The following is a 13,003-nucleotide window of genomic DNA, read 5'->3' as shown; positions in this document are numbered from 1 at the left end:
ATGCTTTGCATCCGAACGGAGGGAATGGCGGATCGTTCTATATGGAAGGCGATGGCTAAAAATAGTTGCGTTGCGAGTAAACTTTTCAACCCTGTGCAAGGTAGTAATAGTGAATCGAGAGGAGGGCAGCGATGGAACCTTTGAACAGCGCGATCGAGAAGCAGCTAATTGATCAGATTCAACAAGGGGATAAGGAAGCGTTCAAGAAGTTATATGACCACTATGCGGAATACGCGCTCCGCGTGGCGACAGCCATTACGAAGAGCTCCGCGTTCGCGGCCGATGCCGTGCAGGAGACGTTCATACGGGTCTATCGGAATATTCATGCTTTCGAGCGGGGGAAGCCGTTCAAGCCATGGTTTTATCGCATTCTGATCAATGAATGCAACCGCTTCTTAGAACAGAAGCGCAAGCTGATTCCGGTCGACTTCCAATGGGATCAAGAACCGAAGCTGGTTCAATCGGACCGCGTGCCGATCGAGCAATACGAGGATCTATACGAAGCCATCGGCAAGCTGCAGGATCTGTATCGAATTCCGATCATTCTGAAGTATTTAAACGAATTAACCGAGAAGGAAATCGCGGACTTAATGGACTTAAATGTGAACACAGTGAAATCAAGACTTCTCAAAGGCCGACAACTGCTGAAGGACGAACTGCAAGAACGAACGGCGAAGGAGGGAACGAGCTGTGGAAGACCATAAGATCGATGAACTGCTATCTGAATCCCTGCGCCACAGCACCGATTCCGCTGCTCGGCTGCAAGCCCAGGTATGGGATAACATTGAGAACGCCCTATTCAAGGACGATCGGGAGACCTATTCGGAGGGAGAAGGAAGGATCATGAGCAGAACGGCAACGCACAGAAGGAAGAGACGCGGCCCGGGGAGTTACATTGCGGCAGCTGCGGCAGCGATTATTCTCGTGGCGGCATGCTTGACCATATCCACAGAGACAGGGCAGGCTTACGTCAGCAAGATTCGCCAGATGTTCGAGCCGGAGAAGAAAGTGGTTGAACATATCGAAGGCTCAGAGGAAGAGACGGATCTGCAGCTTCATGAGAACGAATCGAATGCCGCTCTCGAATCCGACTACGTCATCTATGTGGATGAAGAGCGCTATACCGCCACGAAGTCGAACGGCGTGCAGCGAATTGAGGCCAAGATCGACGGAGATTATCCGGACGTCTACATGGAGATTAGCCAAGTGAAGGACCGCAAGCCGGAAGAGATCGCCCAGGAGCTCCATGCGCAGCTCGCGGCCGAGTACGACGACGTGACGGATGTGACGGAAGTAACCGACCCCGTGAAGGGCTACAACTTCCGGGCGCTGGCCGGCAAGGAGTGGGACTCGGAGAAGATCGTTTATTACATCGTCAGCAATGAGCTGGAAGGCAGCTTCGTCATCAAGCAAGCGTACTTCCTGGAAGCGTCCGAAGGGCACGGCGCCCGCATGTACGAGATGCTGCGCCAGTTCCAGATCGTGCCTCCCGGCGAAGACGCCAAGTAAGATGAGATCAAGGCCGTGACCTTAAGTGGTTACGGCCTTCTTCCGTTAGCTGCGATTACTCCAGCTCCTCCTTGAGCGCTTGAATCGATTCTTTGCTCCCGCTGACCAGCAATCGGTCTTGGCTGTGAAGCTGCGTCATCCCGTGCGGAATGATGATCGATTCGCCCCGATAGATGCGCAGGATGAGGGCATCGCCCAGGAACGGCAGCTCCTTGAGCTGGGCGTTATTGTACTTCGGATTCTGAACCCTGATCTCCTGCAGGGAATCATCCTTCGACATCAGCATGACGGCGCTCGGATATTGAACAAGCCCTCTGAGCAGCATCCGGGAAGCGAATAAGGTCGAGAACACGCTGTACGCCTCGGATTGCAGCGATTGAATGAGCTCCGGACTCTCCGCCCGAACGATGATGTTCTCGATTCCGAAGGACTTGGCCGTTCGGGCCAGCTTCGCATTCTGGACCTCGTCCATCGATCCGAGAACGATGACGTCGGTATGGAATGCGCCTGCCTTCAGCAGAGTATCCTCCTCCAGATCGGAGACAACCGTGAGCGGGAACCGTCCGAAGTCCTCCTCACGGGACTCACCATCCCGGACGGAAGCGTCTGCGCTATAGACGGTAATGTCATAGTCTTCTTTGAGCAGATCCTGCGATACGGGGAGCGTCACGTGATTCGCCCCGATTAAGGAAGCGCGGACGCGAGCGGCTTGCGCCCTAGGCACCTGCTTGTTGAAGAGCACGGGGAACAGCAGGCAGTTAATGACGCAGACCAATACTACCGCACCTTGCAATTCAAGCGTAATAATGCCTAGTTCATAAGCGACCGATGCCGCCGCAATGACAAGACTTAATGTGCTGGCCATTAATAGGCCGCCGGAGGAGGCATACTTGAAGCGGAACCAGAATCCAAGCAGCAAGGTTGGCACATACCGCGCGACGAAGATGAGCCCGATGAGCAGCGGGATCAACAGAACGATTTTCCAATCGGTGATCAATGACGGTATATCCAGATCGACCCCGATCATGATGAAGAAGATGGGGATTAGAAAGCCGTAGCCGAACGACTCCAGTTGGTGGACCAGCTCATGGGACGGACGCAGAAGAGAGACGATGACCCCAGCCAGGAAGGCGCCGAGAATGCTCTCCACGCCAAGCGTCTCACTCAACACGACGAGCATCAGAATGAGGGCGAAGATCGCGCGGGTGCCTATCTGAGAGGTGCCGCCTCCGCTGATCTTGCTGATGAATTTGGAGCGCATGAATCTGGCCGCAAAGCGGTAGATCACGAAGACGAGCACGAAGAACAAGCCGAGCAGCCATAAGCTGCTTGTATTGCCGGACTGGAGACTAATATAGACGCCAAGCAGAATCATGGTGAGGCCATCGGACAGGATGGTGATCAGCAGCAGCGTCTGCCCGTAGGCGTGCTCCAGCAGCTTCTTCTCCTTCAAGACGGGCACGACCACTCCGAGAGAGATCGAAGCGATCATGATGGTGAACAAATACGGCTCGGTTATGTAGTTTAATTGCTGCAAGAATACCGCACAGCCATAGGAGACTGCCACGATCAGAAGGAAGATTAGGCTTGACAGCAGGAGCGGATTGGGCGGCTTACTCTTGCTAAGCTCATCTATATAATGATCCTTCGGAAGATGGTCCAGAAGCGCTTTGGAAGTCTTCTTCGGCTTGAAGAGGGACACGTCCAATTCAAGTCCGCTCAGGAACATGAGGAAGATGAGGCCCAAGGTAGAGAGCTGGCTCACCCATCCCTCCGGCCGAATCAGGTTAAAGCCGGAATTGCCGATGATCAGGCCGACGATAATCTCGGCGACAACGACCGGAATGACGCGCAGCTTAAAATATTGGAGAGCGATCGGGACTAGGAAGGCTAGGGCTACTACGAGCAGGAGGGAACTTAAATCGTTATGCATGATAGCTCCTTTGTCGAATTTTACATAGTAGTATCCCGTTTTATGTTCATTAATGCAAGCAATAGTGAATGCCCTGAACGGAAAGTACCGGCCAGCAACGTCATGGCTTCTCTCAACAAAAACTCTGGCCGATTGAAGCCAGAGTCTTGTCTTATTTCCAAGATAGGTACGCCGCAAGCAGCAGAACGAGATAGAGAATACAGAGCGATAACATGTAGACCATAACCGTAGGCAGCCGTCTACCTTCGGCAGGCTTGCGCATGAAGCGATAGAAGCAATAGACGAACAAGCCGTATAGCACCGCCAACAGCACTCCCGCACCCGGACTGGCCGGCGCATCGGTCGTGTTAAAGAAGACGCCTGCGAGGATTAAGAGCGCTAATACCGGCGTTGCGATCACAATCATAATGTTGCCAATGACATACATGATCTTGCGGATCGACTCGGTCACTCCAGCACTCCTTCTCGAGCTGTCTCTCGCGAGCTGCCCCTCTCGGCCAGCGGCCTGCTGCGCGGCATTACGGCTGCCGCTGCCGTTGCCGCCAGCGGGAACAGCAGGGTGCCCCAATGCGCCTCTAGGAAGGCCAGCGCATCTTCGCGAAGCAACAGCACTCCCTTCAGGATAAACAAATGGATCGCGATATCGTACAGAGCAGCCATGAGGAATGCGCTGAACAGCAGCCTATCGCGGCGTACGACGATGAGCAGAATCAAGATCATGGCCGTACCGCCGTATAGGGACCAGCGCAATCCGCATACGAGAGCTGCGAGCGAACCCGCAAGGATTGAGTAGGGAATCCAATGCAGCCGAAGTCGATCGAATCCCTTGCCGATCTGGCGGTTCATCCCTTGGAGATATATAGAGCCATGCAGCCACTGAAGCCCAAGGATGATCATGATGGGCAACAAATCGCCGAGCAGCCAGCCCGTCAGCTTCTCAAGGTCGAACCGATGGGCTGCGATGAAGCCAATTCCCGTGAAGAGGAATAAGGCTGTCCATCGGCCCCAATAGTGATTCTGATACCAGAGCAGCCAGCCCCCATACAGAAGCAGCAGAAGATCGGATGCGGGATAGCCGAACCAATAGCAGGCTGCCGCAATGATTAATCCTGCCCAGATCGGATCTGCCGGAATCTTCAACAGCAGCTTCGGCAGTGCCTTCAGTTCCAGCCCTTCGATTGTTGTCCGCACGGCTTACCCTCCTTCCTTCATATCGTTAATCAGATCCTTGGCCTTGTCCCACCAGGATTGAATATCCGGAAGCGGAAGCTGAAGCGAATCGTATGGAACAGCCGCTTCGTTGGACCGATCCTGCGTCATCTTCATCGTCATCTCGTTGGCCTTCGTCAGATCGGGCGCCTCATACTCCAGCGTATAGATGTAGTCCTTCTCCGTTGTCACCGTCGAGTACAGCCCGGACAGATCCACCGCCTCGTTGGCAAAGTAGAATTTGCCGCCCGTCTCATCGGCGATTCGCTGCAGCACGTCGACATTCGCATCGCCGAAGCCGAGCAGATAGACCGTAATATTGCGGCTCTTCGCCGATTCGATCGCCTCTTCAATATCGCGGGAGCCTCCCGAATCCTCGCCATCCGTCAACAGAAGCAGCGACTTCTTCCCCTTCTCCCTGGCTAAGATCGACGAAGCGTCAACGATCGCATCGTACAGGCTTGTTCCGCCGGTATCCTCGATATAGACAGCTTTGGCAGCCTTCGCATAATCCGTCGTCAGCCCAGCGAGCAGCCGCACTTGATCCGTGAAGCCAATGACGCCAACCTGCGCCTTCGACTTCTCCATGTTCATGCCGCTCAAGAAGTTGTAGGCGCTCATCATCGAATAATTGCGGGGAACGGTGCCCATGCTCGAGGAATAATCCAGCGCGAGCATGATATTGCCAGCCCTCTCGATATTCACCCCTTCCATCGACAAGCGCGGATACAGGAGCGTCTTGCCGTTCAGCTTAAAGATGAAGTCGCTAGCGTCCAATCCGCTCACGGCTTGATCATTGGCTCGATTGTACACGCGAAAGCGTTGGCGCACCGTGTCGCCCTCCACTGTCGTATCGAGCGGCTGCAGATAATACGGATAACGGCCGACCGGCGCATAGCCCAGCTCATCTTGCTCCGGATCCTCCTCGGAATGGACGGCAGCCGTCAGCTTGTCGTCGGCGCTGGCGCCTACAATCAGATAGTCGGTCACATCCTCGTTAACCGCAATGTCGACTTCCGCCCGATAGCCGGAATAATCGCCCTTTAGCAGCGGCACCGTCTTCATCTTCGTCCACATCTGGTCTTGGTCCCGCTCCATGATCCGAACGGTCGTCTTGTGATTCGAGCTGATCTCCAGCTTATAATCATTGCCCAGAGACTCATTGGCGGGCTTCGCGATGATAATAGAAGAATCGGCCGACCATTCATTGCCGGGCACAATATCCATGGTCACTTCGCTATCATTCGTCCCGGTCAACGGATTGTTGTATTCATTGCGCAGCAGATCGGTAGCGGCCATCTGATCGCCATGGAAGGTGTAGCCGCCCTCGCGCTGGATCGCGTAGGGATCCTTGGAGATCTTGGAGCTGCCGCCGGGGATGATCTTCACATTCCGATCGAGGAACTGATCCTCGCCGTTCGAGAACAACGTCACGCTCTTCAGCGGCACGACGGAGTCATGATCCTCATACTTCCAAGCCGACATGTTCTTCACGAACAGATCCGTCGTCCAACGGCCCATCTTGTTATCGGGATCGTCGACCGTTGCGATCGTGATATATTGCGGATAATAGGTATTATTCCGCAATGCCTGCGCCCGGTAACGCGACTCCTCCTGCGCGAGCCAACTGAGGAACAGATTCGATACGACATACTCGGTCTGGATCTGGTCGTTCTCATAATAATGCAGCTCGAACCGTTCCAGCATCAGCCTGTCCTGTACGATGTTCTTCGCGGTGGCCGGCTGGTCGCAATCCGTGAAGGGGTTGTATGTACAGCCCTTCTTCATCCCTTCCTTAAGCGCGGTTCCCTCGTCGACGAGATCCTTGCCCGTCAATTGCTGCTTGTTCGAGATGTTATCGTCCTCCACGACGAAGGATTCCTTCAAGCTGAAGGGCACGCCCTGCACGATCATGCCCATCTTCGCCTGTCGCTCTTCCCGTTCGAAGGACCGGGCAGCCAATATCTTGGCATAGATGTTGAAAGCCTCGCTATAACGATAATCTAGTCCGCCTGGCAGCACTTCCGCGCCAAGGTCCGTGAGCTCTCCCCCGGCCCCGAGCTGCTGCTTCTCCAGGATCGCATCGATGACTTCGGGATGATGCTCGCTCAGCCACAACTCGTAGGACTGCTCCTCGATCTGGCCGCCCCCGTATGTATCGAACATGTTGTCCGTATATTCGTTATAATAGTCGCGATACTCGACGATCTCAGCATTCTTCATGCCGTCTTCCCAGTAGTCCTTCGGATCGTCGATCATATCGGATACCCGGTTCTGCCACGCGATCGGAGAACCGTGGTTAGGCGTGCCGATCATAATAACCCGGCGCACCCGGCTGCGAACGTCTTCGTTCTGCAGCAAGTAATAGCGCGTGAGAAGTCCGCCCATGCTGTGCGCGACGATGTCGAACTTCGTGTCGCTCGGGAGCTGATCAACGGCTTCGGTGAAAAGGTTGTTGATCTTCGTCGAGGTAATATCATTCCGACTATACTTGTTGTAGTCGACGCTTACGACTTCCGCGCCCAGCGTCTGCACATAATTGTAGAAGTCCGCTTCCTCCCAGCTTGATCCCTTGTCATCGTACCCGTGCACGAACAGGATCGGAAGAGGGACAACAGGCTCATATGGCAGAATGTCAGCATGGGCATTCTGCGAATAAGGAATTGCCGTGCCAATCAAGCTAAGAAGCAGCAACAGCGGAAGCCAGCTTGTCACCAATCGCATGTAGGCCTCCCCCTTCCTATTCCTGCACGACATACGTCATATCGGACGTATCCCACAGCCCATAATTGGTCACTACAATCTTCGAACGTACTTGCAAACCCTGCAGGTCCGCGCTCTCTTCGAACACAGCCGTCTGGCCGGCGGGAACGGTCTGCTGCCGATCTTGGAACGCGACTTCGATCGTCCCTTCTTCATCCGTCTCCCGAATGGTCATCGATTGCCCGCCGAACAAGCGCGCTTCATTCACGAGATAGTAATCCGCATCCTCCGCGCCCGGCTCTTGGAACGGCTCGAAGAAGACCTCCACCGTGTCGCCGCTGCTGCGGTACAGTTGTTCCTGTAGCAGAACTTCCATATTATTCGAATCGCGAACGACGAGCACTCGATCGTCCGCCTGCGGAACCTGATTGCCGCTGTTAAAGTGAATCGTCTTATTCGCCGCATCTATATTCGCGATGCTCTCGCCCACATTCCCGAATCTCTTGCCAAGCAGAACATCCGTGTTAAGCTCGCCGATATGCACGACGGAGACAGGCCTATCGTAAGTCGGACGGCTAATCAACCGCTCATCCTCCTCGCTCCACCAATCGTCGTAAGCCAATTGCTGCTCCTCAGCGGCCGCGCTCTCCGACGGCTGGTTCTGCGCAGCCGGCACGGAGTCGTGCTTGTCCCACTGGAAATAGATGAATGCCCCGATCATAACCGCTGCAAATACGCTAAGAGATACTAGACGAACCCACATGATGCCTTCACTCTCTTCCTATCGATTAGGTCCAGTAATGAACGCAGGTATATCCGAACAGCGCTGCGCCCGCTACCATATAGATCAAAGTGCCGATGCTCCAGAAGGACACCCTCGCCTTCCGGATCGATTCCGTCAGTTCAGCCGGCTCAGTGACGTCGGTTGATCCAACAGTTGGGATCGATTCGATCGATTCAGTTGTCGCTGCCTCGTCCGGCGCTTCCGGCATCGGTTGCGCAGCAGGAGCTTGAGCCTGTGCGGTCTCCGCCAGCGCCGTGCCGCACTGCTGGCAGAACTTCCCCGCTTCTTCCGAACCGCATGTTGGGCATAGCATAGGATCGCCTCCATATGGGAATCCCTCAAATCGTTAACCGACTTGAGGGATCGAGATATAAGCTTTAAGCTTTAAGCTTTAGAATCGCTATCCGCAGCTATGCGCTACTTCCTCGCATACGAAGATGCCGCGAATCGGAACAAGAAGATGCCAAGCACTACGTAGACTGCAGGTCTAATGAGGGAATCGAGCGACAGACCCTCGAACGGGAACAAGTAGACGAAGGCGTAAGCCCACAGCCCGTATGGTGTATACTTGACGTTCGAAGATACGAGAGTCAGCCAGACTCCCAACAGGAACGCATGATAGGCGATCGTGTAGAGCGGAATGGTATGGAAGATTACATTTAACGTATCGAAGCTTGTATACGGCAGACTCTGGTAGAGAATCTCCCTGAGCAGCATGACGCCCAGACTCCCGAACAGCAAGTGCAGCTCGAAGGTGCGAAGCAGCGAATACCAACTGAAGGATTCAAACCAATTACGAAGCGATTGCAGTACCTGCGCGAATTTAGCCACAGTAAACCTCCTCAGACGACATTTGTTGACCCAGAACGAGCGGCGCATGAAGGCAATTAGTCCTATATGCGCGCGAATTTAGTACTAATCTAGTATAATATCGACTATTCGTACAGTGCTTTAATTACTTATTTACCAAAACTTTATAGTTCATGGCCTCGTCATCTCAGGCATCGGCGGAGCAAGAGCGGATCATGACATCGGCAGTTCAGCCTACATGCTCACAAATAAAGCCCGTCCGACGGCCGTCGGACGGGCTTCTTGTAGTCAGTTATGGCCGGAACTGGAACCACTTCAGATCGAATTGGCTGCCCGGCAGGAACACGAAGGTGACCGTACGCAGGCCAACGACCCGCTCCAGTTGGAACTCGCGTTCGCCGTATTCGTCCAAGCCGTCGAACTCTACGATCTGCTTGCTCTCCCCCTGTTCGCCGCTGAATAAGAGATGCAGCGTATTGCGGCTCAGCGGGGAGCGGCCGCAAATGATGAGACTCGTGCTCCCCGAATCCCCAAAGTCCATATTCTCATAGACAAGAGAGACATTGTTGCCGATGTTCTCGACCGCGTCGTCCGATAGCGTGAAGGTATCTCCGTAGATCCGATCGTATTCGAGCGCGCTTAGCCGTTCGAAGGCTTTGAGCGGTTGGTCGAACCGGAAGCCCTTCAAGTGTATCTTCCGCCGCAGCACGAAGGTCAAGCTCCTGATGCCCGTTAAGCGCTTGGGCAGACGGTACGTCTCTTCCTGGTACACATTCCACTTGGACGGCTTCTGGTAGGCCGCCACCGTCAGCAGAGCTGCGCCAGCCTCCCCAGGGACGCCCTCCCAGATCTCGATCGGGAACTCCTCGCCATCCAAGGAGAAGATCGGCAGCGTGATCGTGTCGGCGCCGAAGCTTCCGAAGTCGATGCGCTCGAAGCAGATTCGGCTCTCCCCGTCTCTCGCCGTCGCGACGCCGCGTTCGTTGCCGTTCGTCAGATTGCGGCTTGCCTCGCTATGGTATGCTGCGGATACGAATTCGTACGGGTTAAGGAAGGCTTGCCCGAGGCCCGAGATATGGAATTCCATCTGGGCATAGAGCCGAATGCGGTCCGAACCGTTCGTCGCAGCGCATCGAACGTAGACCTCGCCGTCGCCCAGTCCGGTGATGACGGCTTCGTGCCCGTCGGATTGAATCGAGGCGATATTGGCGTCGACACCGGCCGCATTCGTCACACGCCATTGCACCTCCTGATAAGAGGCGTTGCTCGGATGAATGCGCACCCGGACCGGAATAGAGCGATTCCGTTCATCCAGCTGATTGCCTTGCGGGCAGATGATCTCCAGCTTGCGAATCGGAATCTCGTCTGCCTGTACGGACTGCGCTTCCTTCCGGCAAGCTTCAAGGGCTTGGGCCGGCTCATAGGCATAGAGGTATGGCTCCCCCTCTGGGCTAGAGCCTTCGCTCTCCACCGGGACCGACGATAGAGCAAGCTCGCCGGTTCGAAGACCGGGAGATTCGGCGCGCACACGGATATCTCCAGGCTCCAAGTTAGCCGCGATCACGGCGAGCAGTTTGCCGCTGAACAGCCTGCGGCTCGTCCCCTTGTACGAGTCAAGGTCCGTGCTGTCCCCATTGTCCAGGCCTACCAGTCGGCCTGCCCCTTCAACGGTAACGCGAATGCGATTGTTCGCGTTCTCGACGGGGCGACCCTCGCGGTCCAGAGCGGATATCTCGACGAAGATCAGATCGGAGCCATCCGCTGCCATCGTCCGCTTGTCGGAGGACAGCACGATCGACTCCGCATCGCCGAACGAGGATTTAACATCCGTCGCGATAGGCGCTCCGTTCTCGTCGTACGCGACAGCCCGCAGGATGCCTTCGGCGTAAGGAATCCGCCAATCGCCAACCAGCTTCGTGCCGGCCGCATGATCGATATGGAACTTCCCCTGAGACACGTCGTTCATGAATAGTTCAACGACTGGCGCATTGGAGCAGACACGAACGTCGATGAGCTGCCCCTCGGAGAAATCCCAATAAGGGAATAGGTGAACCATCGGTTTAACTTTGTAATCGGTCCATTCTGCTTGATAAATGTAGAAGGAATCCTTCTTAAACCCGGCTGTATCCAATTGGCCGAAGTAGGAGTTCTTCGTATGATACGGCGTTGGCTCTCCGATGTAATCGAAGCCGCTCCACAGAAATTGGCCAAGGGAGAAATCCGCATCCCGGTCCGCAACGATACAGCTCTCCGTGCTCTTCGCGCCCCAGCTGGTGGAGCTGTTGCCCAGAGAAGAGCACTGCTCATCGTCGTCAGCCAGAATGGCTTGGCTTAACGGGAAGTGATAGATGCCCCGGCTTTGGACGGTCGAGGACGTCTCGCTGCCGTAGATAATCCAATCCGGATGCTCCTCGTGATGCTGGGCGTAGTATTTCTCCGCATAGTTGTAGCCGGCGAGCTTCACGATGTCCGCGCACTTCTGCGCATTCTCCCATGGCATGTAGTTGGAGCCGATCGTCACCGCGGCATTGCCCTTCGGATCGTGAAGCAGCACCGCATCGCGCAGCATCCGGGTCAGCTCCTGGCCGCGCTCGTCGGCATGCGTGTCGTAGATCTCGTTGCCAATACTCCACATCAGCAGGCTGGGATGATTGCGGTCCCGGCGCACCCAGCTGGCCACGTCCTTCTCCCACCACTCCGGGAAGAAGCGGGCATAATCGAAGGCCGTCTTCTTCCGTTCCCACATATCGAAGGCTTCCGACACAATGAGAACGCCCATCTCGTCCGCCAGCTCCATCAGCTCGACGGCCGGCATATTGTGGGCGGTTCGAATCGCGTTGACGCCCATCTCCTGCAGGAGAGCGATCTGTCTTCTCAAGGCGGCCTTATTCACGGCTGCGCCCAGGCAGCCCAAGTCGTGATGCTGGCACACCCCGTTCAGCTTCACGCGCCGCCCGTTCAGGAAGAATCCTTCCTTGCTGTCAAAATGATATTCGCGGAAGCCAAACGATTGTATCTCTTCCTCTATAATAGCGCCGTCCCCGGCAATCAACTCAGTCTGAAGCCGGTAGCAGTATGGCTGATCCAGGTCCCACAGCGTCGGCCGCTCGACCGATAGGCTCATCGGAACGCTCAGTACCGCGCCGGATCCGGCTCCTGCAGGAACAGCCGCTTCCGCTTGGGCGACTGGCGCTCCGTTCATGTCGATAATCCGCTGACGAAGCATCAGCGGGGCGGATATAGCCGGCTCCGCTGCCTGAACCTCGGTATCGACGTCGACCACCCAGCCGCCGCCTTCTCGGCGAGGTGCAATATAGATGCCGTCCGGCGCCAGATGGGTTGCGGGGTACTGCTTCAGCCAGACGCTGCGATAGATCCCCGCGCCGGAATACCAGCGGGTGTTCGGGGATTCGTAGACGACTCGGACGTAGATGTCGTTCGCTCCTGCCTTCACGTAGGACGTAATGTCGAATTCAAAGGTGGAATAGCCGTACTTCCACGTTCCTGCCGGTTGGCCGTTGACGTAGAGGAAGGAATTCATATAGACGCCTTCGAATCGAAGCGACGTCCGGGTTCCCGGTTCCGGCTCGTCCAGAAGCAGCGTTCTGCGGTACCAGCCCTCCCCGCTCTCATATAATCGGCGGGAATCGAAGATCAGCCAATCGTGCGGCAAGGTCACGGGCGACCATTCGATGTCTCCTGCAGCGACAGCCTCAAACTCCGTATGGAGCGGCAGCTTGGCAAATTGCCAGCCGTTGTTCATTCTCTGTTGGCGACTCATTCGTGTGACACCCCTTATCAGACTAATGTTTGGCAAGCTGATGATTTCCTTGCAGATTCTTTTAGGCGTTCTCTAACGGCATAATGGTCTCCGCATCGGTGTGTAGCAAGAAATAAGCAGTGCATCATGACAAAGCCGCTGGAAACGCATTCATATGAAGATAGTAGGATTATATCGCAGGAAATTCAAGCATTTTCAAAAAGCCCGGCTCAACCCTTCTTCGCCGCGTTGGGGGTTATGTGCTTTCCCGTATTCATGCTCGCCGCCAAGAGGT

10 protein-coding genes are annotated in these 13,003 nt (G+C 55.3%); 2 read left to right on the top strand and 8 right to left on the bottom strand.

Translation table 11 applies throughout. From position 1 onward, the window contains the following. Positions 1–131 precede the first annotated feature (131 nt). A complete protein-coding gene (locus H4Q31_RS14750; protein WP_221626850.1) occupies positions 132–704 on the top strand; it encodes an RNA polymerase sigma factor in 573 nt (190 codons plus the stop codon). Then, positions 691–1,509, top strand: a complete 819-nt coding sequence (locus tag H4Q31_RS14745; protein WP_185179818.1) for a hypothetical protein — start codon at positions 691–693, stop codon at positions 1,507–1,509. The genes H4Q31_RS14750 and H4Q31_RS14745 overlap by 14 nt, the downstream gene beginning before the upstream one ends. A 55-nt stretch (positions 1,510–1,564) precedes the next feature. On the opposite strand, the gene H4Q31_RS14740 is transcribed toward H4Q31_RS14745, so the two are convergent. From H4Q31_RS14740 to H4Q31_RS14705, 8 genes are all read right to left on the bottom strand, one after another. Further along, positions 1,565–3,442, bottom strand: a complete 1,878-nt coding sequence (locus tag H4Q31_RS14740; protein ID WP_185179817.1) for a monovalent cation:proton antiporter family protein — start codon at positions 3,440–3,442, stop codon at positions 1,565–1,567. Between the two features lie 151 nt (positions 3,443–3,593). Next, on the bottom strand, positions 3,594–3,893 hold the full coding sequence (locus tag H4Q31_RS14735) for a hypothetical protein (RefSeq protein ID WP_185179816.1): 300 nt from the start codon (positions 3,891–3,893) through the stop codon (positions 3,594–3,596). Further along, on the bottom strand, positions 3,890–4,633 hold the full coding sequence (locus H4Q31_RS14730; protein ID WP_185179815.1) for a hypothetical protein: 744 nt from the start codon (positions 4,631–4,633) through the stop codon (positions 3,890–3,892). The genes H4Q31_RS14735 and H4Q31_RS14730 overlap by 4 nt, the downstream gene beginning before the upstream one ends. Positions 4,634–4,636: 3 nt before the next feature. Then, a complete protein-coding gene (locus H4Q31_RS14725) occupies positions 4,637–7,375 on the bottom strand; it encodes an alpha/beta fold hydrolase (protein ID WP_185179814.1) in 2,739 nt (912 codons plus the stop codon). Positions 7,376–7,391: 16 nt separating this feature from the next. Further along, complete coding sequence (locus tag H4Q31_RS14720; protein WP_185179813.1) at positions 7,392–8,117, bottom strand: hypothetical protein; 726 nt, start codon at positions 8,115–8,117, stop codon at positions 7,392–7,394. A gap of 25 nt (positions 8,118–8,142) precedes the next feature. After that, positions 8,143–8,451 (bottom strand): hypothetical protein, encoded by a 309-nt coding sequence (locus H4Q31_RS14715; protein WP_185179812.1) that lies wholly within the window; start codon positions 8,449–8,451, stop codon positions 8,143–8,145. A gap of 104 nt (positions 8,452–8,555) precedes the next feature. Then, a complete protein-coding gene (locus H4Q31_RS14710; protein WP_185179811.1) occupies positions 8,556–8,969 on the bottom strand; it encodes a hypothetical protein in 414 nt (137 codons plus the stop codon). Between the two features lie 271 nt (positions 8,970–9,240). Further along, entirely contained in the window at positions 9,241–12,729 is a 3,489-nt protein-coding gene (locus tag H4Q31_RS14705) for a glycoside hydrolase family 2 TIM barrel-domain containing protein (RefSeq protein WP_185179810.1), read from the bottom strand. Between the last annotated feature and the right edge of the window lie 274 nt (positions 12,730–13,003).

The organism is Cohnella lubricantis, assembly GCF_014212015.1.
GTDB lineage: Bacteria > Bacillota > Bacilli > Paenibacillales > Paenibacillaceae > Cohnella > Cohnella lubricantis.
This window is presented reverse-complemented; position numbering and strand designations above follow the sequence as displayed.